Annotated in this window: 29 protein-coding genes; 16 read left to right on the top strand and 13 right to left on the bottom strand. The window is 64.6% G+C overall.

What is annotated here, in order from left to right; genetic code table 11:
• Window positions 1-173 precede the first annotated feature (173 nt).
• Window positions 174-2,495 (bottom strand): molybdopterin guanine dinucleotide-containing S/N-oxide reductase, encoded by a 2,322-nt coding sequence (locus tag ACRQ5Q_RS12270; protein WP_439398013.1) that lies wholly within the window; start codon window positions 2,493-2,495, stop codon window positions 174-176.
• Window positions 2,496-2,811: 316 nt separating this feature from the next.
• Here ACRQ5Q_RS12270 and ACRQ5Q_RS12265 point away from each other — a divergent pair, with 316 nt between their 5' ends.
• Window positions 2,812-3,162, top strand: a complete 351-nt coding sequence (locus tag ACRQ5Q_RS12265) for a RidA family protein (protein WP_439369786.1) — start codon at window positions 2,812-2,814, stop codon at window positions 3,160-3,162.
• A 7-nt stretch (window positions 3,163-3,169) separates the two neighbouring features.
• Here ACRQ5Q_RS12265 and ACRQ5Q_RS12260 read toward each other — a convergent pair whose 3' ends face one another.
• The gene (locus tag ACRQ5Q_RS12260; protein WP_439398011.1) at window positions 3,170-4,651 is read right to left on the bottom strand and encodes an aldehyde dehydrogenase family protein; all 1,482 of its coding nucleotides are present in this window, start codon (window positions 4,649-4,651) and stop codon (window positions 3,170-3,172) included.
• A 173-nt stretch (window positions 4,652-4,824) separates the two neighbouring features.
• Window positions 4,825-5,325: an Lrp/AsnC family transcriptional regulator gene (locus ACRQ5Q_RS12255; protein WP_439369788.1), complete on the bottom strand. Its 501-nt coding sequence runs from the start codon at window positions 5,323-5,325 to the stop codon at window positions 4,825-4,827.
• A 125-nt stretch (window positions 5,326-5,450) separates the two neighbouring features.
• On the opposite strand from ACRQ5Q_RS12255, the gene ACRQ5Q_RS12250 reads away from it, so the two are divergent.
• The 5 genes from ACRQ5Q_RS12250 to lpdA are packed head-to-tail and all read left to right on the top strand — an operon-like array spanning window position 5,451 to window position 10,714.
• A complete protein-coding gene (locus tag ACRQ5Q_RS12250) occupies window positions 5,451-5,771 on the top strand; it encodes a hypothetical protein (RefSeq protein ID WP_439398009.1) in 321 nt (106 codons plus the stop codon).
• Complete coding sequence (locus tag ACRQ5Q_RS12245) at window positions 5,768-7,000, top strand: 3-methyl-2-oxobutanoate dehydrogenase (2-methylpropanoyl-transferring) subunit alpha (RefSeq protein WP_439398007.1); 1,233 nt, start codon at window positions 5,768-5,770, stop codon at window positions 6,998-7,000. Before ACRQ5Q_RS12250 ends, ACRQ5Q_RS12245 begins: the two co-directional genes overlap by 4 nt.
• Window positions 7,001-7,003: 3 nt before the next feature.
• Window positions 7,004-8,020, top strand: a complete 1,017-nt coding sequence (locus ACRQ5Q_RS12240; protein ID WP_439398005.1) for an alpha-ketoacid dehydrogenase subunit beta — start codon at window positions 7,004-7,006, stop codon at window positions 8,018-8,020.
• Complete coding sequence (locus ACRQ5Q_RS12235; RefSeq protein WP_439398003.1) at window positions 8,020-9,303, top strand: dihydrolipoamide acetyltransferase family protein; 1,284 nt, start codon at window positions 8,020-8,022, stop codon at window positions 9,301-9,303. Before ACRQ5Q_RS12240 ends, ACRQ5Q_RS12235 begins: the two co-directional genes overlap by 1 nt.
• A 13-nt stretch (window positions 9,304-9,316) precedes the next feature.
• Window positions 9,317-10,714, top strand: a complete 1,398-nt coding sequence (gene lpdA, locus ACRQ5Q_RS12230) for a dihydrolipoyl dehydrogenase (protein WP_439369793.1) — start codon at window positions 9,317-9,319, stop codon at window positions 10,712-10,714.
• A 36-nt stretch (window positions 10,715-10,750) separates the two neighbouring features.
• Here lpdA and ACRQ5Q_RS12225 read toward each other — a convergent pair whose 3' ends face one another.
• Complete coding sequence (locus ACRQ5Q_RS12225; protein WP_439375665.1) at window positions 10,751-11,527, bottom strand: LamB/YcsF family protein; 777 nt, start codon at window positions 11,525-11,527, stop codon at window positions 10,751-10,753.
• 48 nt (window positions 11,528-11,575) lie between these two features.
• Here ACRQ5Q_RS12225 and ACRQ5Q_RS12220 point away from each other — a divergent pair, with 48 nt between their 5' ends.
• On the top strand, window positions 11,576-11,848 hold the full coding sequence (locus ACRQ5Q_RS12220; protein WP_439369795.1) for a hypothetical protein: 273 nt from the start codon (window positions 11,576-11,578) through the stop codon (window positions 11,846-11,848).
• A 27-nt stretch (window positions 11,849-11,875) separates the two neighbouring features.
• Here the strand turns inward: ACRQ5Q_RS12220 and ACRQ5Q_RS12215 are convergent, their stop codons facing one another.
• Complete coding sequence (locus ACRQ5Q_RS12215; protein WP_439369797.1) at window positions 11,876-12,952, bottom strand: flavodoxin family protein; 1,077 nt, start codon at window positions 12,950-12,952, stop codon at window positions 11,876-11,878.
• 146 nt (window positions 12,953-13,098) lie between these two features.
• Here ACRQ5Q_RS12215 and ACRQ5Q_RS12210 point away from each other — a divergent pair, with 146 nt between their 5' ends.
• Window positions 13,099-13,821: a DUF72 domain-containing protein gene (locus ACRQ5Q_RS12210; protein ID WP_439369798.1), complete on the top strand. Its 723-nt coding sequence runs from the start codon at window positions 13,099-13,101 to the stop codon at window positions 13,819-13,821.
• Window positions 13,822-13,842: 21 nt separating this feature from the next.
• Here the strand turns inward: ACRQ5Q_RS12210 and ACRQ5Q_RS12205 are convergent, their stop codons facing one another.
• The gene (locus ACRQ5Q_RS12205; RefSeq protein WP_439369799.1) at window positions 13,843-14,451 is read right to left on the bottom strand and encodes a cysteine hydrolase family protein; all 609 of its coding nucleotides are present in this window, start codon (window positions 14,449-14,451) and stop codon (window positions 13,843-13,845) included.
• A gap of 220 nt (window positions 14,452-14,671) precedes the next feature.
• Here ACRQ5Q_RS12205 and ACRQ5Q_RS12200 point away from each other — a divergent pair, with 220 nt between their 5' ends.
• Together ACRQ5Q_RS12200 and ACRQ5Q_RS12195 are read left to right on the top strand one after the other, a co-directional pair.
• Window positions 14,672-15,007: a cupin domain-containing protein gene (locus ACRQ5Q_RS12200; protein ID WP_439398001.1), complete on the top strand. Its 336-nt coding sequence runs from the start codon at window positions 14,672-14,674 to the stop codon at window positions 15,005-15,007.
• Window positions 15,008-15,309: 302 nt separating this feature from the next.
• Complete coding sequence (locus ACRQ5Q_RS12195) at window positions 15,310-16,188, top strand: hypothetical protein (protein ID WP_439369802.1); 879 nt, start codon at window positions 15,310-15,312, stop codon at window positions 16,186-16,188.
• Window positions 16,189-16,271: 83 nt separating this feature from the next.
• On the opposite strand, the gene ACRQ5Q_RS12190 is transcribed toward ACRQ5Q_RS12195, so the two are convergent.
• The 5 genes from ACRQ5Q_RS12190 to ACRQ5Q_RS12170 form a co-directional block, all read right to left on the bottom strand.
• Complete coding sequence (locus tag ACRQ5Q_RS12190; RefSeq protein ID WP_439398000.1) at window positions 16,272-16,595, bottom strand: hypothetical protein; 324 nt, start codon at window positions 16,593-16,595, stop codon at window positions 16,272-16,274.
• Between the two features lie 27 nt (window positions 16,596-16,622).
• Complete coding sequence (locus ACRQ5Q_RS12185; protein ID WP_439397998.1) at window positions 16,623-17,408, bottom strand: SDR family NAD(P)-dependent oxidoreductase; 786 nt, start codon at window positions 17,406-17,408, stop codon at window positions 16,623-16,625.
• 96 nt (window positions 17,409-17,504) lie between these two features.
• Window positions 17,505-17,672, bottom strand: a complete 168-nt coding sequence (locus ACRQ5Q_RS12180; protein WP_439369805.1) for a DUF2934 domain-containing protein — start codon at window positions 17,670-17,672, stop codon at window positions 17,505-17,507.
• Between the two features lie 28 nt (window positions 17,673-17,700).
• Window positions 17,701-18,771, bottom strand: coding sequence for an ATP-dependent DNA ligase (locus ACRQ5Q_RS12175; RefSeq protein ID WP_439397996.1), 1,071 nt, complete (start codon window positions 18,769-18,771; stop codon window positions 17,701-17,703).
• A 59-nt stretch (window positions 18,772-18,830) separates the two neighbouring features.
• On the bottom strand, window positions 18,831-19,019 hold the full coding sequence (locus ACRQ5Q_RS12170) for a hypothetical protein (RefSeq protein ID WP_439369806.1): 189 nt from the start codon (window positions 19,017-19,019) through the stop codon (window positions 18,831-18,833).
• Window positions 19,020-19,110: 91 nt separating this feature from the next.
• Between ACRQ5Q_RS12170 and ACRQ5Q_RS12165 the strand changes: the two genes are divergently transcribed.
• The 6 genes from ACRQ5Q_RS12165 to ACRQ5Q_RS12140 all read left to right on the top strand — a co-directional run bounded on the left by ACRQ5Q_RS12165 (window position 19,111) and on the right by ACRQ5Q_RS12140 (window position 24,182).
• Window positions 19,111-19,281: a hypothetical protein gene (locus ACRQ5Q_RS12165; RefSeq protein ID WP_439369807.1), complete on the top strand. Its 171-nt coding sequence runs from the start codon at window positions 19,111-19,113 to the stop codon at window positions 19,279-19,281.
• A gap of 31 nt (window positions 19,282-19,312) precedes the next feature.
• Window positions 19,313-20,488, top strand: coding sequence for a zinc-dependent alcohol dehydrogenase (locus tag ACRQ5Q_RS12160; protein ID WP_439397994.1), 1,176 nt, complete (start codon window positions 19,313-19,315; stop codon window positions 20,486-20,488).
• Window positions 20,489-20,501: 13 nt separating this feature from the next.
• The gene (locus tag ACRQ5Q_RS12155; protein WP_439369809.1) at window positions 20,502-21,044 is read left to right on the top strand and encodes a hypothetical protein; all 543 of its coding nucleotides are present in this window, start codon (window positions 20,502-20,504) and stop codon (window positions 21,042-21,044) included.
• A gap of 39 nt (window positions 21,045-21,083) precedes the next feature.
• On the top strand, window positions 21,084-22,685 hold the full coding sequence (locus tag ACRQ5Q_RS12150) for an alpha-amylase family glycosyl hydrolase (protein WP_439397993.1): 1,602 nt from the start codon (window positions 21,084-21,086) through the stop codon (window positions 22,683-22,685).
• 151 nt (window positions 22,686-22,836) lie between these two features.
• Window positions 22,837-23,016, top strand: coding sequence for a CsbD family protein (locus ACRQ5Q_RS12145; RefSeq protein WP_439369812.1), 180 nt, complete (start codon window positions 22,837-22,839; stop codon window positions 23,014-23,016).
• A gap of 59 nt (window positions 23,017-23,075) precedes the next feature.
• A complete protein-coding gene (locus tag ACRQ5Q_RS12140; protein WP_439397991.1) occupies window positions 23,076-24,182 on the top strand; it encodes a DUF305 domain-containing protein in 1,107 nt (368 codons plus the stop codon).
• A gap of 269 nt (window positions 24,183-24,451) precedes the next feature.
• Here ACRQ5Q_RS12140 and ACRQ5Q_RS12135 read toward each other — a convergent pair whose 3' ends face one another.
• A complete protein-coding gene (locus tag ACRQ5Q_RS12135; protein WP_018642565.1) occupies window positions 24,452-25,087 on the bottom strand; it encodes a response regulator in 636 nt (211 codons plus the stop codon).
• Window positions 25,088-25,254: 167 nt separating this feature from the next.
• Window positions 25,255-25,884 carry a response regulator transcription factor gene (locus tag ACRQ5Q_RS12130; RefSeq protein ID WP_439397989.1) on the bottom strand — a complete coding sequence of 210 codons (630 nt, stop codon included), beginning with the start codon at window positions 25,882-25,884 and terminating at the stop codon, window positions 25,255-25,257.
• Window positions 25,885-25,900: the final 16 nt, after the last annotated feature.

The following is a 25,900-nucleotide window of genomic DNA, read 5'->3' as shown; positions in this document are numbered from 1 at the left end:
CGCCGCGGGTGTGGTTCTTCCGTCATCCGCGCGACGATTTCGAATTCGCACGGAGGACGGAAGTGGGACCGATGCTATTTCCACACCGTCATTGCGAGCGCAGCGAAGCAACCGCGGAGGGATTCTGGATTGCTTCGCTGCGCTCGCAATGGCGGAGGATGACGAGCCAATCCCTACACCGGATCGAACGCCCGGATCGGCGGCAGGTTGCCGGTGAACCTCTCGACCTCGACCGTCGTCAGCTGCCCGGTGCAGCCCTGCGCGAAGGACGAGGTACCGATGTCGCGCGTCAGCACGTTGGGATTGCCATGGACGCAGAGCGGCGCGTCGTCTTCGGGGTCCATCGGGTCGTACCAGGCGCCGGTCGGCAGTTGCACGACCCCGGCTGCAATGCCGTCGGTGACGTGGACGGCGGCAAGGCACGAGCCGCGCTCGTTGAACAGGCGGATGATGTCGCCGTCCTTGATGCCGCGCGGGTCGGCATCAACCGGGTTCATGCGCGCGACCTCGCGGCCGCGATGCTTTGCGGCGAGCGAATGTCCACCGAAATCGAGCTGGCTGTGCAGGCGCGTCGCCGGCTGGTTGGCCACCAGGAAGCACGGTGTGCCGGGCTTGGGCGTGTCGGTCTTCTCCAGCCAGACCGGATGGCCGGGACAATCGGCATCGCCATGGGCGGCAATCTTGGTGGAGAAGATTTCGATGCAGCCGCTCGGCGTCGGTAGCGCATGATTGACGGGATCCTCGCGGAAACGGCGCAGCCGGCCGCCGTCGTCCGGCTGCTGCGGCACGACCAGGCTGCCGCGGCGCCAGAACTCGTCGAACTCAGGCGCCTCCAAACCACGCTTGGCGAGCGAGGCGCGGGTCGGCTCGTAGAGATGTTCCAGCCACTGCCGAGATGTGCGGCCCTCGGTGAAGGGTTCGCGCGCACCGAGGCGCTCGGCGAGATCGGCGAAGATGTCGTAATCGTCGCGCGCAAGGCCGAACGGCTCGGCGATCTGGTGCATCGCGACCATGAGAGGATCGTTGGTGGAATAGCCGATATCCTCGCGCTCCAGCGTCATCGTCGCGGGCAGCACGATATCGGCGTGGCGGGCGGTGGCGGTCCAGGCGAGCTCGTGCACGACGAAGGTGTCTGCTTTCGCAAACGCCTTGCGCAGACGGTTGATGTCCTGGTGGTGGTGGAAGGGATTGCCGCCGGCCCAATAGACGAGGCGGATGTCCGGATAGGTGCGGGTCTCGCCGTTGTAGCGATAGGTCGTGCCGGGGTTGAGCAGCATGTCGGCGATGCGCGCCACCGGAATGAAATCGGCGACACCGTTACGTCCCTGCCCGAGCGTCGGCCCCGGCACGTCGTTGACGCGGCGGCCGTAATAGCCGATCGCCCCGAGCGAATAGGCGTAGCCGCCGCCGGGAAGACCGATCTGGCCGAGCGCTGCCGCCAGCACCATGCCCATCCACACCGGCTGCTCGCCATGCTCGGCGCGCTGGAGCGAGTGTGAGACGGTGATCAGCGCGCGCTTTCCGGCGAGGCGGCGCGCCAAGTTGCGGATCGTGCTCGCATCGACGCCCGAGATCGCGGCGGCCCATTCGGCGTGCTTCGCCTGCCCGTCGCTCTCGCCGGTGAGATAGCGCAGGAAGACGGCCCAGCCCTCGGTGAAGCGATCGAGGAAGGCCTGGTCGTGGAGGTTCTCGCTGACCAGCGTATGGACGATGCCGAGCATCAAGGCGGTGTCGGTGCCGGGCACACAACTCATCCATTCGGCACCGGCCTCTACGGGCAGATCGTCGCGCAGCGGGCTGACCAGGATGAACTCGCAGCCGCGCCGGCGCGCCGCCGCCATCGCGCCGCGCTCGACATGCTTGCTGATCGAGCCGCCGGCCACCATGGAGTTCTTCAGCGCCATGCCGCCGAAGGCCAGCACGACGTCGGTCTCGGTCGCGATCTGCTCCCAGGTGACGTTGCGCTTGGTGATGTCCTCGTAGCCGCAGAGGATCTGCGGCAGCAGCACCGAGGACGCGCCGGAAGAATAAGTGTTCACCGAACGCACATAACCGCCCATGGCGATGTTGAGGAAGCGATGCACCTGGCTCTGGGCGTGATGGAAGCGGCCTGCGCTCGACCAGCCATAGGAGCCGCCGAACACGGCGCCGGGCCCGCGCGTGTCGCGGATGCGGCCGAGCTCGTCGCCGAGAAGATCGAGCGCCTTCTCCCAGCTCACCGACACGAATTCGTCGCGGCCGCGGCGATCATCCGGGCCGGGGCCACGCTCGAGCCAGCCGCGGCGGATCGCCGGCTGCGCGATGCGCGCCTGATGGCGGAGCGCGCCGGGGAAATTGTCGATGATGCGGTTCGGATCGGGGTCGCCCGCATAGGCCCTGACCTCGAGCCCGGTCGCGCCGTTGCGCGCCGAGAATACACCCCAATGGGAGGTGTGCGGCTTGAAGCCGTCCGAGAGGTCGAGGCCGGGGTCGGGGTGGCCAATCGTATCGTCCATCATCTGATCCTGGTTCCGAGGCATGGCACGGTTCAGCCGCCCCGAGTCAATTCCGGTGGCAGTATACCGATCCACCCGCCGATGTCGTCGGGCTCAGGGTCGGCGGAAATGCTGGGCTCTCGTGCGCAACGACATGTGGTGAACATTCGGCGAGCGATCGACGACGATTCCACCGGAAATTTATTCTTTTGTTTTCAGTGCCTTATCTGAGCGCCTTCGGTCGAACCATTTGCAAGCACGCGAAATCTCCAGCAGCGACACCGACATGGAAATGTGCGATACGCCGCCCATCCCCTCAAGCAACATCGGCCTCATCATGATCCAGCGCGTCTTGCCCTATGAAGGACTCCTCCACGAAGTGGTCGAGCACAACGGTGTGCTCTACATCGGTGGAATCGTCCCCGAGGACACCAGCCTCGACATGTCGGGCCAGGCCAACGACGTCCTCGGACAGCTGGCAGGCCTGTTGAAGACGCTCGGATCCGACCTCGCCAACGTCCTTCAGGTGACCATCTACATGACCAACCTGAAGGAGAAGGCCGAGTTCAATGCGGCCTGGAAGGCGCATTTCGCAGAAGCGGATCTGCCGGCGCGCGCGGCAATCGGCGTGGCCGATCTCGGTCCGGGCGTGAAGCTCGAGATGACCGCCATCGCTGCCCGAGGATAGCGGCGCATCAGTCCAGCTTGATCCACACACCCTTCGTTTGCAGGTATTCGTCGAGCTGCTCGGTGCCGCCCTCGCGGCCATAACCGCTCATCTTGTAACCGCCGAACGGCATGGCGGGATCGATTGCGTGATAGGTGTTCACCCATACCGACCCTGCACGGAGGCTGCGCGAGATCACGTGCGCCTTGCTCACGTCGCGCGTGAACACACCTGCCGCGAGCCCGTACGGCGTCGCATTGGCTCGTTCCACGGCCTCGTCGAGAGTGTCGAACGGCAAGGCGGAAATCACCGGGCCGAAGATCTCCTCCCGTGCGATCTGCATGTCGTCGGAGACACCGGCGAACACGGTTGGCTCGACGAAGTTGCCCCTGGCGAGACTGCCCTCCTTCGCTCGACGGCCGCCGGCCACCACCTTCGCGCCCTCCTCGCGCCCGCTTTGCAGGAAGCCCTCGACCTTGTCGAGCTGTCGCTGGGAAACGAGAGGCCCGATCTCCGTCGCCGGATCCGCGCCATCGCCGATCTTCAGCGCCGAGGCGAACTTGCCGAGGCGCTCGACCAGTTCATCATGGATCTTGCGCTCCACGAACAGGCGTGAGCCGGCGATACAGATCTGGCCCGAATTGGCGAACGCAGCCATCGCTGCGATCGGCACGGCCTTGTCGAGGTCGGCATCGGCGCAGACGATGACCGGCGACTTGCCGCCAAGCTCGAGAGACACCCGCTTGAGGTTGCCGGCCGACGCGCGGATGATCGCCTGGCCGGTCGCAGTGGACCCGGTGAAGACGATCTTGTCGACGCCGAGATGTTCGGCCAGCGGCGCACCGGCCTCGGATCCGGTTCCAGTTACCACGTTGACGACGCCGGGCGGCACGCCGGCCTCGTTCATCAGGTCCGCGATCAGCAGAGGTGTCAGCGGCGCCTCTTCCGACGGCTTCAGCACGATCGTGCAGCCGGTCGCGAGCGCAGGTCCGATCTTCCAGACCGATGCTGCCGTCGGCGCATTCCAAGGAATGATAGCGCCAACCACGCCGATGGGCTCCTTCCGCGTGAATGAGACGATATCGCCCGGAAGCGAATTGTCCACCGTCTGACCGTGGAGCGCGGTCGCCATGCCGGCGTAGTAGCGCAGCATGCCGATCACGCGGAGCTTGTTCGCCCGCGTCCGGACGATCGGCATTCCCATGTCGGCGGTATCGGACTGGCTGATCTCCTCCCAGTGCTTCTCGAACAGGTCGGCGATACGCAGCAGCAGCGCCTGCCGCTCGAACGGCTTGAAACGGCTCCACGGTCCCACGAAGGCGCGACGGGCCGCGGCGACCGCGTCGTTGATGTCGGCCGCCTCACCGCGCGGGACTCGACCGATGACTTCGCCGGTCGCTGGATTGCGCGTCTCGAAGACCTTGCCCGAACGTGCCTCCACCCAGGCGCCATCGACGAACATCTTTCGGGTTCGGCCGTCGATCGGAAATCGGATCTCAGCTTTCGTCATCGCAGTACTCCTGTCTCGACGGAGGCGAGGACGGACACCCCGCCGCCGTTTGATTTCGCGCTTTCATAGCGGTTATTCTTCGCCTCGGGCAGGGTCCGCAACGACGGCGAGGACTGCATTCTGACGATCCTCGGGCTTTCGCTTGAACGCGGGAGAAGGCGTCGATCCGAATGTCAGGGCTGGACGGCCTTGGAAGGATCGATCGAGATCTGGCGCTTCAGCGTGCGCAGGCCGAACGTCGTTCGCGACTGCCGGATGCCCGGTATCCTGTACAACGCCTGTCGCAGGAAGCGCTCGTAGTGATCGGTGTCCTGCACGACGACCTTGATGAGATAATCGTATTCGCCGGTCACCAGATAGGCTTCCATCACCTCCGGAATTCGCGACAGTGCGGTGCCGAAGCGCTCGAGCACCTTCTCGTCATGCTTGTCCAGGGTGATCTCCACGAAGGCGATGTTGTTGTAGCCAAGATTGGCGTGATTGAGCACCGCGACGTATTTCTCGATCGCGCCATTTTCCTCGAGGCGCTTCACCCTGGTCCAGCACGGCGAACTCGAGAGCCCGACCTGCTCCGCAAGAGCGCTCGTCGTCAGGCGGCCATTCTCGCTCAGAGCCGAGAGAATGCGGCGATCCAGCTGATCGAGCTCCTCGACGGGGCCCCGCCTGGCAGGCATCAGATAATCCTTCTGTATCTCGGCTGTCTTGCGGGAAAATATCCCGAAACTTTGACCAGTCCGTCGAATTTTTGGGAAATCTTCGTGAATGAAGAGATTATCATTGTGCCGCGAGAGAACGTGACATGCAACCTCAACAGCGCCGCTGCGTCAGCGTGACGGCCACGACGTCCGACCCCTTTGACGGTATCGTTCGGCTTGTCCTCGACGCAGGCCGGTTCGGCTTTGGCCTCGATCAGGTCTCGATGACCACGCAGGCGGACGGGAACCGAACGATACGGATGGTTCTTGAAGTCCAGCCGTCGGCCGACTGCGCCGACCTCACGGAACGGTTGTCACGGCATGCCGCGATCACCGGCCTTCACGTCGTGGAGCTCGCGCGCGAGGACGCCGGTCGGCCAGACGCCGTCTCTCCAGAACCGGCAAACGAGCGGATGCTCCCATGACCAGCCCCACGCCGCTTCGCTTTCACGTTCCGGAGCCTGCAAGCCGTCCCGGGGGCAAGCCGGATTTCTCCGGCGTCTCGATTCCGAAGGCAGGTTCGGTCCGGCGCCCGCCGGTCGACGTGCCGTCCGAGGAGATTCGCGATCTCGCCTACTCGATCATCCGCGTGCTCAATCACGAGGGCCGGGCGATCGGGCCGTGGGTGCCGGACCTCTCCCAGGACGAGCTCGTCGCCGGCGTGCGCCACATGATGACGCTGCGCACGTTCGACGCGCGCATGCAGATGGCGCAACGGCAGGGCAAGACATCCTTCTACATGCAGCACACCGGCGAGGAAGCCGTGAGTTGCGCCTTCCGCATCGCGCTCGGCCCCGAGGACATGAACTTCCCGACCTACCGCCAGGCCGGCCTGCTGATCGCGCATGACTATCCGCTCGTCGACATGATGTGCCAGATCTATTCCAATGAGCACGATCCGCTAAAGGGCCGGCAATTGCCCGTGATGTACTCTTCGAAAAAGCACGGCTTCTTTTCGATTTCGGGCAACCTCGCCACGCAGTTCGTCCAGGCGGTCGGCTGGGCCATGGCATCGGCGATCAAGCGCGACAACCGCATTGCCGCCGCCTGGATCGGCGACGGCTCGACGGCTGAGTCGGATTTTCATGCGGCGCTTGTGTTCGCCTCGACCTACAAGGCGCCGGTCGTCCTCAACGTGGTCAACAACCAGTGGGCCATCTCGACCTTCCAGGGCATCGCGCGTGGTGGCTCGGGCACCTTCGCGGCGCGCGGCCTCGGCTTCGGCATCCCCGCGCTCAGAGTCGACGGCAACGACTATCTCGCGACCTATGCCGTCGCAAAATGGGCAATCGAGCGGGCGCGGCTCAACCTCGGGCCGACGCTGATCGAATACGTCACCTACCGCGCCGGCGCGCATTCAACCTCGGATGATCCTTCCGCCTACCGGCCGAAGCACGAATCCGAGGAGTGGCCGCTGGGTGATCCCGTGATCCGGCTCAAGCAGCATCTCATCGCATCCGGGGCCTGGTCGGAGGAACGCCACAAGCAGACAGAAGCCGAGATTCTTGCCACCGTCATCGCCGCTCAGAAGGAAGCCGAGGCCTTCGGCACCCTGCATTCCGGCGGCAAGCCCTCGGCCCGTGACATCTTCGAGGACGTCTATGCCGAACTGCCGCCGCACCTGCGGCGCCAGCGCCAGCAGATCGGGGTCTGAGCCATGCCGCGCATGACGATGATCGAGGCAATCCGCTCGGCGCTCGACGTCTCGATGGCTCGCAACGACGACGTCGTGGTCTATGGCGAGGACGTCGGCTTTTTCGGCGGCGTGTTCCGCTGTACGCAGGGCCTGCAGCAGAAATACGGCGTCTCGCGCTGCTTCGACGCGCCGATCAGCGAATGCGGCATCGTCGGCACCGCGATCGGCATGGCCGCCTACGGGCTGCGCCCCTGCGTCGAGATTCAGTTCGCCGACTACATGTATCCGGCCTACGACCAGATCGTCTCGGAGGCAGCTCGCCTGCGCTATCGTTCGGCCGGCGACTTCACCTGCCCGCTGGTCATCCGCATGCCGACCGGCGGTGGCATTTTCGGCGGGCAAACCCACAGCCAGAGCCCCGAGGCGCTGTTCACGCATGTCGCGGGACTGAAGACCGTGGTGCCGTCCAATCCCCATGATGCGAAGGGCCTCCTGATCGCGGCCATCGAGGATCCGGACCCGGTCATCTTTCTGGAGCCGAAGAGGCTCTACAACGGCCCGTTCGACGGTCATCACGATCGCCCGGTCACCGCATGGGCCAGGCATGAGCTCTCCGACGTGCCGGAGGGACACTACACCACGCCCCTTGGCAAGGCCGTGACGCGACGCGCCGGCGAGGCCGTCACCGTCCTTGCCTACGGCACCATGGTTCACGTTGCCCTCGCGGCCGCCGAGGAGACGGGCGTCGACGCCGAGGTGATCGACCTGCGCACCCTGCTTCCGCTCGATCTCGAGACGATCGTGGCTTCCGTCGCCAGGACTGGCCGCTGCATCGTGCTGCACGAAGCCACCCTGACCTCCGGCTTCGGCGCGGAACTGACGGCGCTGGTGCAGGAGCACTGTTTCTATCATCTCGAAGCGCCGGTGATGCGCGTCACGGGCTGGGACACGCCCTACCCGCATGCGCAGGAATGGGACTATTTCCCCGGCCCTGCGAGGCTCGGGCAGGCGCTGCGCGAGATCGTGGAGACACGCTGATGGGCGAGCGCAGCGTCAAGCTTCCGGATATCGGCGAAGGCATTGCCGAAGCAGAGCTGGTCGAATGGCACGTCAAGGTGGGCGATCTCGTCCGCGAGGACGATTTGCTTGCCACCGTCATGACCGACAAGGCTTCGGTGGAAATTCCCTCGCCGCTCGCGGGCGAGGTCAGCTGGGTCGGCGCCCAGATCGGTGAAGCGGTCGCGATCGGCTCGACGCTGGTGAGGCTCAAGGTCGTCGGCGATGACGCCGCGGAGCCGGCAGACGAGGCACCAAAGAAAGATGCCGCGACGCCATTGGTCGCGACGAAGGCCGAATCCCCGGTTGCCAAGCCGGCGCCCCCCGCCCGCGCTCACTCGGCGGCGATTGAGACCCGGCCGGCGATCACATCCGCGGTCCGCCGCGCGCCGGGCGAGAAGCCGCTGGCCTCGCCTGCGATACGCCTGAAGGCGCGCGAAGCCGGTATCGACCTGCGTCAGGTCCACGGCACGGGTCCCGCCGGGCGCATCACCCACGAGGACATCGACGCCTTTTTGGCGCGTGGACCGGCACCGCTCCATGGTCGCGGCATGAGCCCAAAGACCGCCGTCACCGACGTCAAGGTGGTAGGCTTGCGCCGCCGCATTGCCGAGAAGATGGCGCTGTCGAAATCGCGCATCCCGCACATCACCATCATCGAGGAAGTGAACGTCTCGCCGCTGGAGGATTTTCGCGCGTCGCTGAACAGGAAACCCACGCCGGAGCATCCCAAGCTGACGCTGCTGCCGTTCCTGATGCGCGCCATGGCCAAGGCGCTTGCCGAGCAGCCCGCGCTCAACGCGCTCTATGACGACGAGGCCGGTATCGTGCATCAGCATGCCGGCATCCATATCGGCATCGCGACGCAGACTCCGCTGGGTCTCGTCGTACCCGTGGTGAAGCATGTGGAAGCGCGCGACCTGCGGGACTGCAGCATCGAGTTGAACCGTCTCGCGCAACGCGCCCGCGAGGGCACCGCGACGCGCGAGGAACTGACCGGCTCGACCATCACCATCACCTCGCTCGGCGCGCTCGGCGGCCTTGCGACCACGCCGGTGATCAACCATCCCGAGGTCGCCATCGTCGGCGTCAACAAGATCGCGGTGCGCCCGGTCTGGGACGGCACGCAGTTCATGCCCTGCAAGATGATGAACCTCTCCTCCAGCTTCGATCACCGCGTCATCGACGGATGGGACGCCGCCGTCTTCGTGCAGAGGCTCAAGGAGCTGCTGGAGAATCCGGCGACGATCTTCGTCGACCCCTGAGGCGGAAGAAGCAATGGCCGAGATCACCTGTCAGCTCGTCGTAATCGGTGGCGGCCCCGGCGGCTATGTGTGCGCGATCCGCGCCGGCCAGCTCGGCCTCGACACCGTCCTCGTCGAACGCGGCAAGCTGGGCGGAAGCTGCCTCAACGTCGGCTGCATTCCCTCGAAGGCGATGATTCACGTTGCCGAGGAATTCGAGAAGTTGACCGAGGCCGCGAGCGGCAAGACGCCGTTCGGCCTGACGGCGGCAGCGCCCGCGCTGGACTTCAAACAGGCGATCGCCTGGAAGGACGGTATCGTCCAACGGCTGAACAACGGCGTCGCCGCGCTGCTCCGCAAGGCCAAGGTCAAGATCGTGCAGGGCCATGCTCGCTTTCGCGACGGCAAGACGGTCGTTGTCGAGACCGAGACCGGCCCGAAGACGATCAAGGCCGAGACGGTCGTGATCGCGACCGGCTCGGCGTCCGTGGAGTTGCCGTCCCTGCCGTTCGGCGGCAAGGTCATCTCCTCGACCGGTGCGCTGTCGCTCGCAGAGGTGCCAAAATCCCTTGTTGTCGTCGGCGGCGGTTATATCGGGCTCGAGCTTGGGACCGCTTTCGCCAAGCTGGGAAGCAGGGTGTCCTTGGTGGAGGCGCAGGACAACATCCTGCCGCTCTACGATGCGGAATTGACCGCTCCGATCACGAGACGCCTCGCCGCACTCGGCGTCGAGGTGCTGACCGACGCCAGGGCGCTCGGCCTGACCGCCCAGGGCGACGGATTGCGCATCGAGACGGCCGATGGGCGCGAGCGCAGCCTGGCGGCTGACAAGATTCTCGTCACGGTCGGCCGGGCGCCGGTCACTGCCGCATTAGGGCTGGAGCAACTCGTCCTCGACATGGACGGTCGCTTCATCCGCATCGGCCAGCACTGCGAAACCTCGATGCGCGGCATCTACGCGATCGGCGATGTCACGGGAGAGCCGATGCTGGCCCATCGCGCCATGGCGCAAGGTGAGATGGTGGCGGAAATCGCCGCCGGCATGCCGCGCGCGTGGGACAAGCAGTGCATCCCGGCGATCTGCTTCACCGATCCCGAGATCGTCGCGGCGGGCCTGTCACCGGAAGAGGCTCGCCAGGCCGGCATCGACATCAATCTTGGGCAGTTTCCCTTTGCTGCCAACGGCCGCGCGATGACACGCCATGGCGAGCCCGGCTTTGTGCGCGTGGTTGCCAGGGCCGACAATCAACGCATCCTCGGCATCCAGGCCGTCGGACAGGGCGTCTCGGAGCTCTCTGCCGCGTTTGGCATGGCGATCGAGATGGGCGCGGTCTTGCAGGACATCGCCGGCACGATCCACGCGCATCCCACGCTGGGCGAAGCGATCCAGGAAGCGGCCTTCAAGGCACTCGGCCACGCGATCCACGTCTAGGCCTGTCCCAGCGGGCGGAGGCCAGACCGAGGGCGCTCAGGCGCCGATGACCTCAGCCATTGGCGCCAGCGTCACTCCCGCTGCGGCAAGGCGCGCCTTCAGGCGCTGTGCCATCGCGACCGCGCCAGGCGTATCGCCGTGGACACAGACGCTGTCGATGCGGGTCGGCAACTGCGCTCCCGACAGGCACGTGATCGCGCTGTCCTCGACCATACGAATGACCCGTTCGGACGCGACCTCGGCATCGTGAATGACCGACCCGGCCAGACGGCGCGATACCAGATTGCCGTTGTCGGCATAGGCGCGATCCGCATAAATCTCGCGCACCAGCGGCAGGCCGAATTTCTCGCCGGCCCGTTCCGTCTCCTGGCCAGGCATCACCACGAAGATCAGGTTCCTGTCGATGGTGCGGATCGCACGCGCCACGGCTTCGGCGAGGTCACGATCCTCCGCCGCGATGTTGCCGAGCGCACCGTGGGTCTTGACGTGGCGAACGGTGTGACCGGCATCGGAGGCCAGCGCCATCAGCGCGCCCACCTGGTAGAGCACGATCTTCTCGATGTCGGCGGGCCGCTCGCCCTGGATGGGCCTGCGGCCAAACCCCCAGAGATCGAGAAAGCCGGGATGCGCACCGGCCTGCACGCCATTGGCCTTCGCCTCGCTCAAGGTGCGATGCATGACGAGCGGATCGCCGGCATGAAAGCCGCAGGCGATGTTGGCAGAGGTGACGGTCCGCAGCATCTCGGCGTCATCGCCGAGCGTGTAGACGCCGAAACCTTCGCCCATGTCGCAGTTCATGTCGATCAGAGTCATCATCGTCCTCATTTGGCGTGCAGGTTTGATATACCCGTGATACGCGGTGTGCGTCACGACAAATTCGGCGTGCCGCTTGCATGGGCGGAAGACGGTTTTCGAGGAACATGCCTGCCGCGACTGGCTGAGCTCCGCCCCGGCGAACGCGTCCGCTTTCAGGCGACCGGGGAAGACGTCGCCGTGCAGCTCGCCCGCGAGATGCGCGAACGGATCAGGCGCATCGACGCGTCCCTGGTCGAGGTCAAGCGTACCGCCGCGCCCACGAGCGACCATTCGCCGGCCCGCAATCTCATCGACGGCGTGATTTCCGCGCTCGATTGAACAGAGCTCGCAGCGAACGCGCTCGCGTCACTTCGGGTTAGGCTCTTCCAATCCTGCGCCCGGTTCATCCAGGCGCCCGCCCCTCGCAAGCCGAACCGCATTTCCCAGCGCACGTGCCGCGTTCAGCACCTCCTTCTGAAACTCCTGGTCTTCGTCCAGCTCCTGATGCGACGTGGCATATGTCTCCATATAACCGACGTAGCCGTCGAGCTCGCCGAAGCGGCCCGCCGAGATCAGGTGCATGTCCGTCAGCCAGTCGGACAGGGTCCTGCGCACACCCTCGGCGCCGACGCTGTCGCCGTGGACCACGAGGCCAAAATGGCGACCGGCGAGATGACGCGGATAGGGCCAGCCTTTCAGCTCGATCGCCTTGGCCTCATCCGCCTTCTTGCCGTGCGTCGAGGTCGGATCGGGATTTCCCCCGTCGGCGCATACGAGGCGGTCCATCATCGCCTTGAGCCCGGCCGGGACATGGTACCAGTTCACGGGCGTCAAGATCAGGATGCCGTGGGCAGCGACCCAGAGCGGATAGATCTCGTTCATCCAGTCGCTGGTCTGGCCCAGCGAGTAGTTCGGATAGCAGCTGCAAGGCCAATGGCAGAGCGGCATGGCGGTGGACACGCACGCTTTGCAGGGATGGATGTTCTTGCCGAACTCCGAGGTCAGGCGGGAGAGATCGAGGATATCCACGGCAAAGCCCATCTCGATGAAGACGGGCTCGGCCATCTTGACCATGCGCCAGGTCTTGGACATCTCTCCAGGACAGGTGTGCTCGCTCCGCGCTGACCCGTTGATGATGAGGACGCGGGGAGGCTCAGCGGCGTCATCATGCCGCCGCTGGGCCTCGAGGACCGCAGACCGGGCATTCAGCCAGTCAACTGCGAGATCGTAGTCGGGATCGGAGAAGCCCGCCCCTGCCTTTCGGGTGACCGGCGCTTTGCGCGAATGACTATAGGCATCCCAGGCCGCGCCGATCACAGCATCCAGCTCATGCTGCAGGGGCGCAAAAGCGGGATCAACAAACTGGTCCCTGTAGCGGCGCTCGAACTCCTCGCGCGACAGTTTGACGGTCGGCATCCCCTTGCGAATATCCGGATCCGTCATGCTGTATCCTCTGGACATCGGTGCAATCCGTTCAACCGGAGAGTGCTGCGCGCGGTTCCAAAGATGTCAGGCCGAAGCCAAGAGCGTTTCGTGAAAGCAACATATAGGGCCGCCAGGCGTTTCCCGACGAGGGAGAGTGGCGACAGATGGCTCGCGTACTTGTTGGAACTTCGGGTTGGCACTACGCCTCGTGGCGAGGTCCATTCTTCCCAAGCGATTTACCCCTGAAACAGCAACTCGGCTATTACGCCAATCAATTCGAGACGACCGAGCTCAATGGCGTCTTCTATCGCACGCCAACGCCGGAAGCCGTCAAGACGTGGCGGTCGCAGGTGAACGGGGATTTCGTATTCGCGTGGAAAGCCTCCAAGTTCATCACGCACTGGAAACGCTTGTCCGACAACTCCACGAACAGCCTTGAGCTGCTGGAGGATCGCATTTCCTTGCTCGGTCCGGCGGCGGGGCCGATCCTGTTTCAGCTTCCGCCCCAGTTTGAAGCAAACGCCGACCGCCTTGCCTCTTTCTTCAAGCTGCTCTCCCGAAAGCGCCGCTACAGCTTCGAGTTTCGTCATCCGAGCTGGTATCAGCCTCGTATCCTGCGAATGCTGGCCGACGAGAACATCTCGCTATGCCTGTCGGACCATCACGACGCACCCGCGCCATGGCGACGGACAGCGGATTTCGTCTACGTGCGGGGCCACGGCCCGAGCGGACGCTATTACGGCCATTACCGGCGGCCCGTGCTTGCGGAGTGGGCCAAGCGCATCAAGTCCTGGAAGCGCCAGGGCTGCGACGTCTATGTCTATTTTGACAACGACCAGAAAAGCGCGGCACCAAGCGATGCCCTGAAGCTTCGGTCGCTGCTATAGGCCGCGCGCAGGACCGCACTGCTATTCACGCCAGAATTCCGCGAGCTCCTCCGCGGTCACCAGGTCGACCTGGCCATGGAAACGCGTGCGATACATCGTCATGAGCGCGTCATGGCCGACGTCGGATGAGCTGCACAGAGCGTCCTGCACGATGACGACCCTGAAGCCGAGATCGACCGCACTCAGGACCGTCGACAGGACGCAAACATCGGTTTCGGCGCCGGTGATGACCACCGTCCCGATTCCTTTTTCAATCAACGAGGTCGCCAGCGCTGGATTGCTGAACGCCGAATAGGCCGGCTTGTCGATGACGCGAGCCGGCGGAACGTGGCGTGCCAGTGCCGGCACGAGGTCGAGCGCCGATGCCGGAAGATGGTTGCGGGTGGCCTGCTCCCAACGCCGGAAATAGCTGCGCCATTGCCCGGGACGTTCCTCCGGGTGTTGTGGCGTGACGAAGCGTGAAAACACGGTTCGGGCCTCGTAGCGCGACACGATCGTGACGATCGTTGGCAGGACCCGCTCCATCCACGGAGTCTCCCAAAGTCCGCCGGGAGCAAAGATGTTCTGCATGTCGATGCAGAGATGAACGGCGCCGCGAATCTCCGCGACCTCCGACTTGCTGTCCCTCATTATCTTCCACCGTCCGCCTGGATGACCCGTACTCACAAGCCCGACCGATCCGCGTGCAAGCGCCGGCGCCGGAGGGCGCGAGCGGCGTCCCGGAGTTATTTGCGGCCACTGCAGGCCTGCCCAAGAAACCTGAAACAAGAACGCTGGTTCCAAGGCGGATCCCCGAGGAACAAGGAGGAGCCAGGCTTCTTAACCGGACAGAACGACGGTGGAGGTCAGCATGGGTGAAACCACGATCAAGAAAGTTTCGGCCCGCGAGTCCCCGGTCGGGGAGATGGGACAGACGTACCTGGTCTCCGGAAAGCGCGTTTCAATGCGCTTGTGGCAGAACGAGGCGCCGCAACAGGGCGCCATGACGCAACGCGAATACGAGACCGTTGGCTATGTCATTGCGGGGCAGGCCGAACTCACGCTTGAAGGACAAACGATTAATCTGAAATCTGGCGATTCCTGGCTTGTTCCAGCGCCGGCAAAGCACGCCTACCGGATTCAGAAGACCTTTACGGCGATTGAGGCGACGGCGCCGCCTGCGCAGGTGCACGGGCGCGACTATTGAGCAGCCGCGCCGACCGGCGCGAAGGTGGACTGACCAGGCTGTCATGTCGCCAAGCTTCCGGGTGCGCCTCCTCCGCTGAAAGGTACGTGCCGCTGACCGCTCCATGAAACGACGGTCCGCCACGGGGGTGGTGCGGGAAGCCTTCCTATAACGCCCAACCGGCCCGATTAGGAACCTCCCCGACGACACCGAATTGGTACCGCACAATTCGGAGGATTTCACATGGATGGGATTATCTATCTCGTTGGGCTGATCGTGATCATCATGTTCATCCTGTCGCTATTCGGCTTGCGGTGATCATCATGGAAACGTTGGTGAGAGGCGAAAACGCGGCGATGCGCGAGCAAGGCCGACTGGAGCCGTGGAGCTTGCAATGGACGCCTGTCATTGCCGGCGCTCTGGCGGCATCGGCGCTTTCGCTTATCCTGATCTCGTTTGCGACCGCTCTCGGGCTTGGCGTCGCCTCGACGGCTCCGACCTGGCGGGACACGTCGTTTGCGCTCTGGCTGCTCTCGGGCATCTATCTGATCCTTCAAGCCCTGATCAGCTTCGGTTGCGGCGGCTATTTTGCCGGGCGGATCCGATCACCCGATGCGTCCTTGGACGACGACGTCGCAACCCGCGACGGGATGCATGGTGTCGCCTCTTGGGCGCTCGCCGTCGTGATCGGCGCCGTCCTGACCGCCATGGTCGCATGGGCGGCCAGCAAGCCGTCCTCGACGATGCAGGCGCCTTCGGCTTCCGAACCTACGGTTCTCAGTTTCGAGCTCGACCGCCTGTTTCGTGCGCCGCGCCGGCCGCCGAACGTTGATCTGAGCGCAGAACGAGCCGAAGCCGCGCGCATCCTGATGACGTCGTCCAGCCACAGCGGCGTTGCGACCGACGATCGCGCCTACCTCGTCCAACAGGTCACCGCGCTGACCGGCCTGACCGGGCCGGATTCGGAGAAGCGGGTCGATGCGACGATTGCGAACGCCAAGAACGCCATCTCCAAGGCGCGCGCGGCGAGCATCATTCTGGCTTTCTCGGCGGCCGCCGCACTGCTGTTCGGAGCCGTTGCCGCCTGGGCTGGCGCCGCGGCCGGCGGACGGCACAGGGACGGCGAACCACTCTCTGCCTGGATGACGCATTCGAACCGCTGGTCACGCCACCCGGCGAAGACGCCGCAGTCGATGCCGTAGAGCGAATTGAAGGACGATCGCAACAAGGGCGCCCCGGCAACGGGGCGCCCTTCTGAATCGGACACGACGACGGGCGAACCCAGTCAGCAACCATCGTCGGCAGCGGTCGACTTGCTCGCGTCGGCAGCGGTGGACTTGGTCGATTGCTCGGCAGCCGTCGGCTGGCTCTGCATCTGACGCTGGGCATCCTGCGACGAGGCCGCGGTCCCCTCGGTCGCCTTGTTCATGGCTGAGGTCGGCGGATGCTCCTTGGCATTCGATGAAGCAACTCCCGTCGTCTCACCGGCTTTACCTGTCGTGACTGGCCCGGAGCCGGCATCGCGGCTGGCCGTATTGCAGGGCCCGCCGAGCGCGAACGTCGAACTGAGCACGAGCAGCGCGCCGGCCAACATTGACTTGTGAAACATGACAATCTCCTTCCTCGCTTTCACCGGCTAGTGCCTGGCGGAGCCGGGTTCCGCCATCTTGCGATGCTGCTTGGCCAGCCTCTCCGCGGGCGTGATGTTTGCCATCGCAGACTGGATCTTGTTCTTCAGACCTGTGACGACATCGCCCTCGCCTCTCATCATGGCGTCGAAGCCCTGCCGCGCCACCATGGCGGGATCGTCCTTCGCTTCAGAGCCAACCTTGGTGTCGAGCATATCGGCGCGCTCGAAAAACGCGGTCTCGGTCGCGCCGGGCATGAGGCAGGTCACCGTGATCGCGGTATCGCGGAGCTCTTCGCGAAGCGCGAAGGAAAGCGAATTGAGATAGGATTTCGACGCGTTGTAGACCGCCTGGAAGCTGCCGGGCGTGAAGCCGGCGATCGAACCCGTGATCAGGATGCGGCCGTGATTGCGGCGCCGCATGTCGTTTCCGACGCGGTGGAGCAGGCATGTGGTTCCCGTGATGTTCGTATCGATGACATCGCGGATTCGCGCGAGCTGCTGATCGAGAAACGCGTGTCCAAGGCCTCGCCCGGCATTCGCCATGAGCAAGTCGATCGGACGGCCGTTAGCGGCGGCGTAGAGCGCCTCGATACCTTCCTGAGTGGCGAGATCGACATGGAGAGCCTCGATGGTACCCGCACCCGGCTCGTTGCGCAGGCGTGCGGCCGCCGTCTCGATCTCCGGCTCGTCCGCGGCAATCAGCAGATCGCATCCCTCGCGCGCGCAAATGCGCGCAAGCTCAAGGCCGATCCCAGTCGACGCACCGGTGACAATCGCAAATTGCCTGTCCATCTTCCGCTCTCCATTTTCGCGCAACTTGCCGGTCTAATCGCGAAAGACCTCGGCCGTTCCTAACGCGACGGGAGCGCCAGCTGCGCCTGGATTGCGCTATTCCGTGAACCTCCTGGAGGCTTCGTCGGCGTTGATGGCGGGATCGCTCGACAACTCGCGTTCCGCTTCGCGCCAGAACTCGTCTTCCCGCCCGTCCGGCTTGCCTGCCAGTTCCCAGAGCTGATGCGCGCGAGTCCGGATCCGATCTTCCGTCGGTTTCTCCATCCGCCTCCTCCTCCCGATATCTGCCCACTCAACGTCGGTCCGCAGCCCACGTTCCAGGTGCGGGCGCGAGCCGCGATCGTCGATCCGGCTTCGCGGCTTCCGTCTTCTGTCGCTTCGCTGATTTCTGCCGAAGCTGATCCATGCGGCATTGCGAAGGCTTCTTGTCCGGGCGCCAGCGCAGGATCGTCGTGCCGTGACGAAACCGGTCGCCGGACACATGGTCGTAGCAGACTTCGACGACGTGAACCGGACGCACGGGCTGCCACTCGGCAGATCGTTTGGTCGACCATCGACTGGGCCCGCCCGGGGCCTTGCCGGTAAAACTGCTCTTGCTGACGATCTTCTCGAATTTATCCGTGAGGCCAGGCCTGTCGGACGCCTTGATCGCCGAAGTGAAGCCGACGTGGTGCAGGCGGCCGGCGTCATCGTACAGCCCAAGCAGCAGCGAGCCGAGCACCTTCCGTTTGCCCTGCCTCTTCTCGCCATATCGGAAGCCGCCGACCACGCAATCGGCCGATCGCAGCAGCTTGATCTTCTGCATCCCGTCGCGCGTGCCGCTGCGGTAGGCGAGGTCCAGCCGCTTTGCAACGACGCCGTCATGGCCGTCATCGACATGCTGGAGCCACCGTTTCGCCTCTGCGTAATTGCGGTTCGCCGGCGACAGCTCGAAAACGTCGTTGCCCCGGAAGTAGCGCCGCGCGAATTTCTCAAGTGCGGGCCGCCGTTTTGCCAGCGGCAGCGCTCCGACATCCACGTCCGCCGATCGCAGCAGGTCGAAGGCAATGAAGCGCGCAGGCGCTTCCTGCGCGAGGCGCTTGACCCGGCTGGCCGCGGGATGGATGCGCTGAAGCAGGGCGTCGAACGAGTAACCCTCGTCGAGCCGGATGATCAGCTCGCCGTCGAGCATGAAGGACTCAGCGGATAGTGCCGATGCGGCGGACGCGACTTCCGGAAAATAGCGGACGAGGTCGCGTCCGCCCTTGGACTGCATGCGAACGCCTCGACCGTCGCGACTGAGCAGGCAACGGAAGCCGTCCCATTTCGGCTCGTATTGCCATTGCTCCCCCTGGGGAAGCTCGGTGACGGATTCGGCTTCCATTGGCTCCATGGTCGATACTCGCAACACGCTTGGTCATCCAAACGTAGCCGCCCCTTCTCTCAAGCGGGCTTGGCAGGATGCGCTGTGCGCGGATGACGCTCGTGCAGCAGTCGCGCGAGCGCTTCACGCTCCGAGGCATGGCCCTTCATCGCCGTCTCGAACAGCGCCTCCTGGACATCCCGTGGCATATCACCCCACACCTCCATGGCAGCCTGGCCCAGCAGATAAGCAAAGCGTTCGTCGGCCATGTCGACCCTCCCTCTCGGGCCTGAGGATAGGAACTGCAGCCGCCCTGCCCGTGTTCCAACCCGTCATTTGGAAACGGAGGAATTGGCGGACATGGGACTGTTCGCCAGGGACAACGCGAAGGCGTCCAGCGCGGCCTGGACCTCGACGAGCGGAATGGATGTCCGGGCCGCGCATGGCCTCCTCACTGCAGTTGCAGCACATGTCAACCAGGTGAAAGATTTCGCGTACGACATAGCAACCATCGCGCATTCCTCGACTTAGATGCCTCGTGGGTGAGCCCGGAGGACGGAAGATGAAGGCGCTGGTCTGGCATGGCAAGGAGGACATAAGGTGCGACGCCGTCACGGACCCGGAGATCCAGGACCCGCGCGACGCCATCATCAGGGTCACGAGTTGCGCCATCTGCGGCTCCGACCTGCACCTCTTCCACAACTTCATCCCGGGCATGCTGCCCGGCGACATCATGGGCCACGAGACCATGGGCGAAGTGGTCGACGTCGGCTCCGGCGTCGACGGCAAGCTGAAGAAGGGCGACCGCATCGTCGTCCCTTTCACGATCATCTGCGGCGAATGCGACCAGTGCAAGCGCGGCAATTTTTCCATCTGCGAGACCACCAACCGCAAGCGCCATCTGGCCGACAAGGTGTTCGGACACACGACCGCGGGCCTGTTCGGCTACACCCATCTCACCGGCGGCTACCCGGGCGGCCAGGCTGAATATCTGCGCGTGCCCTATGCCGATGCCACCCATATCAAGGTGCCCGCCGGCATCCCGGACGAACAGCTGCTGTTTCTCAGCGACATCTTCCCGACCGGTTGGCAGGCCGCCGCACAATGCGACATCGAGCCGACGGATACAGTCGCGATCTGGGGCTGCGGTCCGGTGGGACAAATGGCGGTCCGCAGCGCCATCCTGCTCGGGGCCAACCAGGTGATCGCGATCGATTGCCTGCCCGAGCGGCTCAGCATGGCCGAGGCCGGCGGTGCCACCACGATCAACTTCGAAAACGAAAGCGTTCTGGAGCGGCTAAGGGACCTCACCGACGGCAGGGGCCCCGAAAAATGCATCGACTGCGTCGGCATGGAATCGCATGTGATGGCCTCACTGCCCGATACGCTGCTCGACCGCGCCAAGCAGATGGTGATGGCGGAGAGCGATCGGCCGCATGTGCTGCGCGAGATGATCTATGTCTGCCGGCCAGGCGGCATCATCTCGGTGCCTGGCGTCTATAGCGGCTTCTCGGACATGCTCCCGATGGGAGCATTCATGAACAAGGGACTGACGATGCGGACGGGCCAGACTCACGTCAACCGTTGGACCGACGACCTGCTCCGCCGCATCGAGGAGGGCGAGATCGACCCATCCTTCGTCATCACCCACACCGTCCCGCTCGAGCAGGGCCCGGAGATGTACCAGGTGTTTCGCGACAAGCGGGATTCCTGCGTCAAGGTCGTGTTGAAGCCCTGAAGGAGCGAAGCCAATGTTTCATTTCTCCAACATCGTGCGCACCAAGGGCGATCCGAAAATCGTCAGGGGCGGGCCGAGCCTGAAGCGGCCGGAAGACCAGCTTGCCCGCGCGCTCGGCTGGTTCAGCATCGGCCTCGGCGTCGTCGAGTTCTTCGCGCCGAGGCGCGTCACGGAAACGCTCGGCATGGAAGGTCACGAGACGTTGGTCCGCGCTTTCGGCGTGCGCGAAATCCTCGCGGGGATCATGTCGCTGTCAGTGGACAAGAACGCCGGCCTCTGGGCCCGCGTCGGCGGCGACGGCCTCGATGCCGCCGCGCTGATCTCCGGTCTGACCTCCGACAATCCCAAAAAGGGCAATATCGCGCTGGCGCTGCTGATGGTGGGCGGCATCGCCGTGCTCGACTACCGCGCCGCGCAGGATACCAGACCGCGACGGCCGCCGCGTGATGCTCGGCGCAGGCTCTATCCGAACAGGAGCGGTTTTCCCAGGGGCATCGAGAGTGCACGAAGCAAGGCCAGACAGATCGCATCGCATGCCGCCGCGCGACAGAGCTGAGGTCGATGAAACGCGAGCCATGCGGGGTGAAGCAAGGCAATGAGTGACGAGTCCCCTGACGAAAGCGCGTGGTGGCAATCCGCGGTCATCTACGAGATCGCGCCGATCTCCTTCCAGGACTCGAACGGCGACGGCAAGGGCGACCTCGCTGGCCTGATCTCGCGCATCGACTACCTGAAGTGGCTGGGCGTCGATGCGGTCTGGCTCACACCAATCTACAGGAGTCCCTTCCGCGATCTCGGTTACGACATATCCGACTATTGCGCCATCGAACCTGCCTTCGGCAGCCTCGACGAGTTCGACCGTCTCGTCAAAGCCCTGCATGCCGAAGACATTCGCCTCATCCTCGATCTCGTCCCCAATCACACCGCAAACGACCACAAATGGTTCGTCGAGAGCAGCAGCTCGCCCAACAGCGCGAAAGCCGATTGGTACATCTGGGCCGATGCGGCCGAGAACGGAGGCCCGCCCAACAACTGGCTGAGCCGCTTCGGCGGCAGCGCATGGGAATGGTGCGAAGCGCGGCGGCAGTACTATTATCATTCTTTCCTGGTCGAGCAGCCCGATCTCAACTGGCGCAATCCGCAGGTGCGTGCCGCGATCAGCGAGGTCATGCGCTTCTGGCTCGATCGCGGCGTCGACGGCTTTCGCGTCGATGCCAGCGCGGTCCTGATCAAGGACGCGCTCCTGCGCGACAACCCGCCGAACCCGGGCGCTGCGGGCAAACCGCCGCCGCAGCGTCACACGCCCGTCTTCACCGACGACCGGCCGGAGACCATGAGTTGCATCGAGTTCATCCGGGAGGTGATCGACAGCTATCCGGCCCGGCTGCTCTGCGGCGAAGTCCAGGGCAAGACCGACCGCATCGGGCATTTCTACGGCACGGAGCGGCCGCGGCTGCATCTGCCGCTCAACTTCGTGCTTCTCGATACGCCATGGAACGCGCTGCCGCTGCAGGCGGCGATCGATGCCTATTTCAACGCGCTGCCGGAGCACGCCTGGCCGGTCTGGGTCGTCGGCGGCCACGACAAGCAGCGGATCGCCAGCAAGATCGGCGCGGCGCAGATGCGCGTGCTGGCCATGCTGCTGATGACGCTGCGGGGGACGCCGTTCTTCTATATGGGGGACGAGATCGGCCGCAAGCGCGTGACAATTCCGCCCGATCGCATCCGCGATCCCTTCGAGAAGCTGGTGCCGGGATATGGACTGTGCCGAGATCCCGAGCGCGCCCCGATGCGGTGGGACGCCAGCCCGCACGGCGGTTTCACGAAAGGCAGTCCATGGCTTCCGTTGGAGGCTGATGGCGGCACCAGCGTGACAGAGCAGCAAAGTGACGAGCGATCGAACCTGGCGCTGTTTCGCGCGCTGATCGCGCTTCGTCGCGCGCATGCGTGCCTGCGTCAAGGCGGCTACGCGCCGTTGCGATCTCACAACGACGTGCTGGCCTACAAACGCACGGAGGGCCGGAACGAGGCCCTGATCGTGCTCAACATCGCCGCCGAACCGCGAAAATGGCACTGGCGCGGTCGTGGCCGCCTGCTGCTATCGACACATCTGGACCGGCCCTCTGAGCCATTGCCCGATGCCTCGATCCTGCTCCGGGCCAATGAAGGCGTCGTTATCGCACTTGAGGTCAGGTAGCCTAGCGAGGAACTATTGGAGCGCCAGAGAGTCTGACCAACGCTTCCGGCACTCCCCCCTGCTGCTGGAGGCAGACTGGACGAAACCGCAGCCCCGGCGCTCCCCCCCCCTTTCAGGCGCCGGGGTCGCGGCGTGAGCTCGGAGACCAGCCATGGGCAAGACGAAGGGTTTGCAGCAGCGGATCGTCGGCAAAGCCAAGCAGGCTGTCGGTGAGCTGATCGGAGATCAGGATCTGCATGAGGACGGCAAGACGCAAGCGCAGCGTGGCCGCGAAGAACAAGACAAGCCCAGCGAACTCAATCCGTTCAAGAAGCTCAACAAACTAACGTGAGTGCGACCGCGCCGCCCGCCGCTCCAGCCGGGCCGACCGAGTCAAACGCAGCGGCGCGCGTGACGTCCGAACGCCGTTCGCGCTGGATCGCCGCGATCGAGCTCGGCCTCATCAGCAGCACGTTTTCGACCATCGTCAGCCAACTGTCCGCGGCGCGGATCGGCCGTGAGGCGACGGTCGATTGGATGACGGTTGCCGCCATTCCCGCGGGCGACTGGGCGATCACTGCCGAACCGTCGTGGAACGCGATCCTCGCCGGGATCGCCTTTCACCAATGGGCGGACTTCTCGTGGGCGCTGCTTTTCTTCGGCGTGCTCGGCCGCTGGACGGCGAACCTGCGGCCGCTGACCATCCGGCTGCTCGCGATGCCCTGGGCAGTGTTCTCCTCAGGCCTGGAGTGGTTCGTGCTGGTGCCGCTGTTTCCGTTCTGGCAGCCGCTGTTCACGCTGCAGCAGCCGTACTGGATCGGGCTGCTTGTCCATGGCTCGTCAGCGGTGATGTATCCTCTGTTCGCTCGGCTGCGCTGGGCACGCGGCAACGTGCCGAAGCAAGACTTGCGCTTCACCAATGCCTGGATCGCCGGGGCGCTCGTCGTGATCGCTGTGCTCGGAACGGTCGCGCTGTTCGGCGACCATGGCTACGAGCTGCCGTGGCTCGGTCGCGACAGGGACGCCGACCAGACCTATATCCGCCACATGACCACGCATCACGCCCAGGGCATCGAACTGGCGCGGCTTGCCGCCGAACGCGCCAACGACCCGCATTTGCGCAAGCTCGCGATGCTGATGGTGGCAAGCCAGACCGGCGAAAACCGGATCTTCGAGAACTGGTGGCTGAGCTGGTTCGACGCGGAGATGCCGGATTGCGACGCGCAGGAGCGTGCTGCGATGCCCGGCTTCCTGACACCGGCGGAGATGCGACAGGTGAAGACAGCGCCGCCCGGCGAATTCGACAGGACGTTCGTCGAAGCCATGAGCAGGCATCACAAGGGTGCGGTCAAAATGGCCGACCAGATGTGGCATAGCCGCGGCGATCCGCGCCTTCGCGTCATGGCTCATGCGATCCGCCACGCGCAGCAGGGCGAGATCGCGTTGATGCAAGGCGCGAGCGGCCTCGCCGCGGTCGCCACGGGTTTGCACAACATGCTCGGCGACAACGTCAATTGAGTGCCTGGAGCGTCGGCACCCGCCCGATCTCATCGTGAACGACGATGCCGTGGCCGACCTCGCGCAGAAACTGCCAGTCTTCCGGAGCGGCGCGGCCAGCCGCAGATTACGTTTCGGAACAGCCACCTGGCGAAACAATCCACCAAATCGCCACTGCCTTCGGCACCGGAAGCTTCTTGCGTGACCACTTGCGGTCGGCAAAGTCTCGGACTTCTAGACAAGGTCATCATACGGGCTGAAGCCGCACCGGCCCGGGCATCAGCATCCGTTCAGGGCGAGACCAGCTTCTTGCGGACGGCATAGCGCACCAGCTCGGCGGTGGACGACATTCTGAGCTTGCGCATGGCCGAAGCGCGATGGGTCTCGACGGTCTTCACGCTCAGATTCAGGATCGCGCTGATCGACCTGTTGGTATTCCCTTCCGCGATCAGCTGGACCACGCTCTGCTCGCGTGACGTCAGCAGCATGTCGGCCCGATTCTGCTTGTTCGCCTGGTAGTCGTGCAGCAGCTTCTCCAGGAGGACGCTGGTGAAGTAGGGCCTACCGTCGAGCAAGGCCTCGATGGCGGAAATCAGGTGCTTGCGGGCATCGGACTTGAACAGGAAGCCGCGAATGCCGGCCAGGATGGCCTCCGTCAGGAGTTCCTCGCTTTCGTGCATGGTCAGGATCAGCACCTCGGTTCGCACATGCAGCGTCCTGAGGCGACGGCTGACCTCCAGGCCGTTCATGATCGGCATGGAGTAATCGACAATCACGATGTCCGGTCGGGTTTCGAGCGCCAGCGCAACAGCCTGCTCGCCGTTGGTGGCCTCACCGCTCACGATCCAGTCGGACCGCGTTCCAACGATCGCGCGAAGGCCGGAACGTACGATTTCATGATCATCCGCAATCAAGATGCGTTTCACGACATCGTTCCCGTTTGCCGGCTCCTGTCCGGCCGGGCGGACAACGGCAGTGACCGGCCGTAGCGTCGAACGATCATACGGCGCCCTGCGGCCAACGTTATCCAACAAAACCCTGAGATGTCCCGGCGAAGGTACTGACGCCGAAGACCGGCTCGCCGACTCACCGTTCAGGCCTCGACCAGCCCCGTCCGGACCGCGTATCGGACGAGGCCCGCCGTCGAGTTCACCTCGAGCTTGCGCATCGCAGCCGCCCGATGCGCCTCCGTTGTCTTGACGCTGAGATCGAGGATCGCGCTGATCCCCTTGTTGCTGTAGCCTTCCGCAACCAGCTTGACCACGAGCTGCTCGCGCGCCGTCAATTCGTGATGCCGCTCGCCGCTACCGCCCGAGCCGCGGCCGAATTCCGTCACGCAGCTGGTGGTGCAGAACGGGCGATGCAGCAGCAACGCCTCGACCGCCGCAAGCAGCAGCTTGTTGGCGTCCGACTTCACCAGGAACGCACGCGCGCCGGCCTCGAACGCCTGCTGCGCGATCAGGCTCGAATTGTGCACGGTGAAGATCAGGACCTCGGTCTGCAACGGATAGTCCTTGATCCGCCGCGCCGCCTCCACGCCGGTCATACGGGGCATCGAGAAATCGAGGATGGCGACATGGGGCTGGCTCTCGATTGCCGCAGCGACCGCCCGGCCGCCATCGGTGACCTCGGCCACCACCTCCCAATCCGCCCGCCGTTCGAGCACCGCTCGCAAGCCGGACCGCACCGCTTCGTGATCGTCGGCTATGAGAATTCGTTTCATGGCAGCACGCTCCCAA

Source organism: Bradyrhizobium sp. PMVTL-01, from assembly GCF_051861855.1.
Taxonomy (GTDB): Bacteria; Pseudomonadota; Alphaproteobacteria; order Rhizobiales; family Xanthobacteraceae; genus Bradyrhizobium.
Note: the sequence above shows the minus strand (reverse complement) of the source record. Positions and strands in the feature narration are given on the sequence as shown.

Excerpts from the sequence above, each read along its gene's own strand:
- ACRQ5Q_RS12270 (WP_439398013.1), bottom strand. The coding sequence starts at position 2,495 with ATGGACGATACGATTGGCCACCCCGACCCCGGCCTCGACCTCTCGGAC.
- ACRQ5Q_RS12265 (WP_439369786.1), top strand. The coding sequence starts at position 2,812 with ATGATCCAGCGCGTCTTGCCCTATGAAGGACTCCTCCACGAAGTGGTC.
- ACRQ5Q_RS12260 (WP_439398011.1), bottom strand. The coding sequence starts at position 4,651 with ATGACGAAAGCTGAGATCCGATTTCCGATCGACGGCCGAACCCGAAAG.
- ACRQ5Q_RS12255 (WP_439369788.1), bottom strand. The coding sequence starts at position 5,325 with ATGCCTGCCAGGCGGGGCCCCGTCGAGGAGCTCGATCAGCTGGATCGC.
- ACRQ5Q_RS12250 (WP_439398009.1), top strand. The coding sequence starts at position 5,451 with ATGCAACCTCAACAGCGCCGCTGCGTCAGCGTGACGGCCACGACGTCC.
- ACRQ5Q_RS12245 (WP_439398007.1), top strand. The coding sequence starts at position 5,768 with ATGACCAGCCCCACGCCGCTTCGCTTTCACGTTCCGGAGCCTGCAAGC.
- ACRQ5Q_RS12240 (WP_439398005.1), top strand. The coding sequence starts at position 7,004 with ATGCCGCGCATGACGATGATCGAGGCAATCCGCTCGGCGCTCGACGTC.
- ACRQ5Q_RS12235 (WP_439398003.1), top strand. The coding sequence starts at position 8,020 with ATGGGCGAGCGCAGCGTCAAGCTTCCGGATATCGGCGAAGGCATTGCC.
- lpdA (WP_439369793.1), top strand. The coding sequence starts at position 9,317 with ATGGCCGAGATCACCTGTCAGCTCGTCGTAATCGGTGGCGGCCCCGGC.
- ACRQ5Q_RS12225 (WP_439375665.1), bottom strand. The coding sequence starts at position 11,527 with ATGACTCTGATCGACATGAACTGCGACATGGGCGAAGGTTTCGGCGTC.
- ACRQ5Q_RS12215 (WP_439369797.1), bottom strand. The coding sequence starts at position 12,952 with ATGACGGATCCGGATATTCGCAAGGGGATGCCGACCGTCAAACTGTCG.
- ACRQ5Q_RS12210 (WP_439369798.1), top strand. The coding sequence starts at position 13,099 with ATGGCTCGCGTACTTGTTGGAACTTCGGGTTGGCACTACGCCTCGTGG.
- ACRQ5Q_RS12205 (WP_439369799.1), bottom strand. The coding sequence starts at position 14,451 with ATGAGGGACAGCAAGTCGGAGGTCGCGGAGATTCGCGGCGCCGTTCAT.
- ACRQ5Q_RS12200 (WP_439398001.1), top strand. The coding sequence starts at position 14,672 with ATGGGTGAAACCACGATCAAGAAAGTTTCGGCCCGCGAGTCCCCGGTC.
- ACRQ5Q_RS12195 (WP_439369802.1), top strand. The coding sequence starts at position 15,310 with ATGGAAACGTTGGTGAGAGGCGAAAACGCGGCGATGCGCGAGCAAGGC.
- ACRQ5Q_RS12190 (WP_439398000.1), bottom strand. The coding sequence starts at position 16,595 with ATGTTTCACAAGTCAATGTTGGCCGGCGCGCTGCTCGTGCTCAGTTCG.
- ACRQ5Q_RS12185 (WP_439397998.1), bottom strand. The coding sequence starts at position 17,408 with ATGGACAGGCAATTTGCGATTGTCACCGGTGCGTCGACTGGGATCGGC.
- ACRQ5Q_RS12180 (WP_439369805.1), bottom strand. The coding sequence starts at position 17,672 with ATGGAGAAACCGACGGAAGATCGGATCCGGACTCGCGCGCATCAGCTC.
- ACRQ5Q_RS12175 (WP_439397996.1), bottom strand. The coding sequence starts at position 18,771 with ATGGAAGCCGAATCCGTCACCGAGCTTCCCCAGGGGGAGCAATGGCAA.
- ACRQ5Q_RS12170 (WP_439369806.1), bottom strand. The coding sequence starts at position 19,019 with ATGGCCGACGAACGCTTTGCTTATCTGCTGGGCCAGGCTGCCATGGAG.
- ACRQ5Q_RS12165 (WP_439369807.1), top strand. The coding sequence starts at position 19,111 with ATGGGACTGTTCGCCAGGGACAACGCGAAGGCGTCCAGCGCGGCCTGG.
- ACRQ5Q_RS12160 (WP_439397994.1), top strand. The coding sequence starts at position 19,313 with ATGAAGGCGCTGGTCTGGCATGGCAAGGAGGACATAAGGTGCGACGCC.
- ACRQ5Q_RS12155 (WP_439369809.1), top strand. The coding sequence starts at position 20,502 with ATGTTTCATTTCTCCAACATCGTGCGCACCAAGGGCGATCCGAAAATC.
- ACRQ5Q_RS12150 (WP_439397993.1), top strand. The coding sequence starts at position 21,084 with ATGAGTGACGAGTCCCCTGACGAAAGCGCGTGGTGGCAATCCGCGGTC.
- ACRQ5Q_RS12145 (WP_439369812.1), top strand. The coding sequence starts at position 22,837 with ATGGGCAAGACGAAGGGTTTGCAGCAGCGGATCGTCGGCAAAGCCAAG.
- ACRQ5Q_RS12130 (WP_439397989.1), bottom strand. The coding sequence starts at position 25,884 with ATGAAACGAATTCTCATAGCCGACGATCACGAAGCGGTGCGGTCCGGC.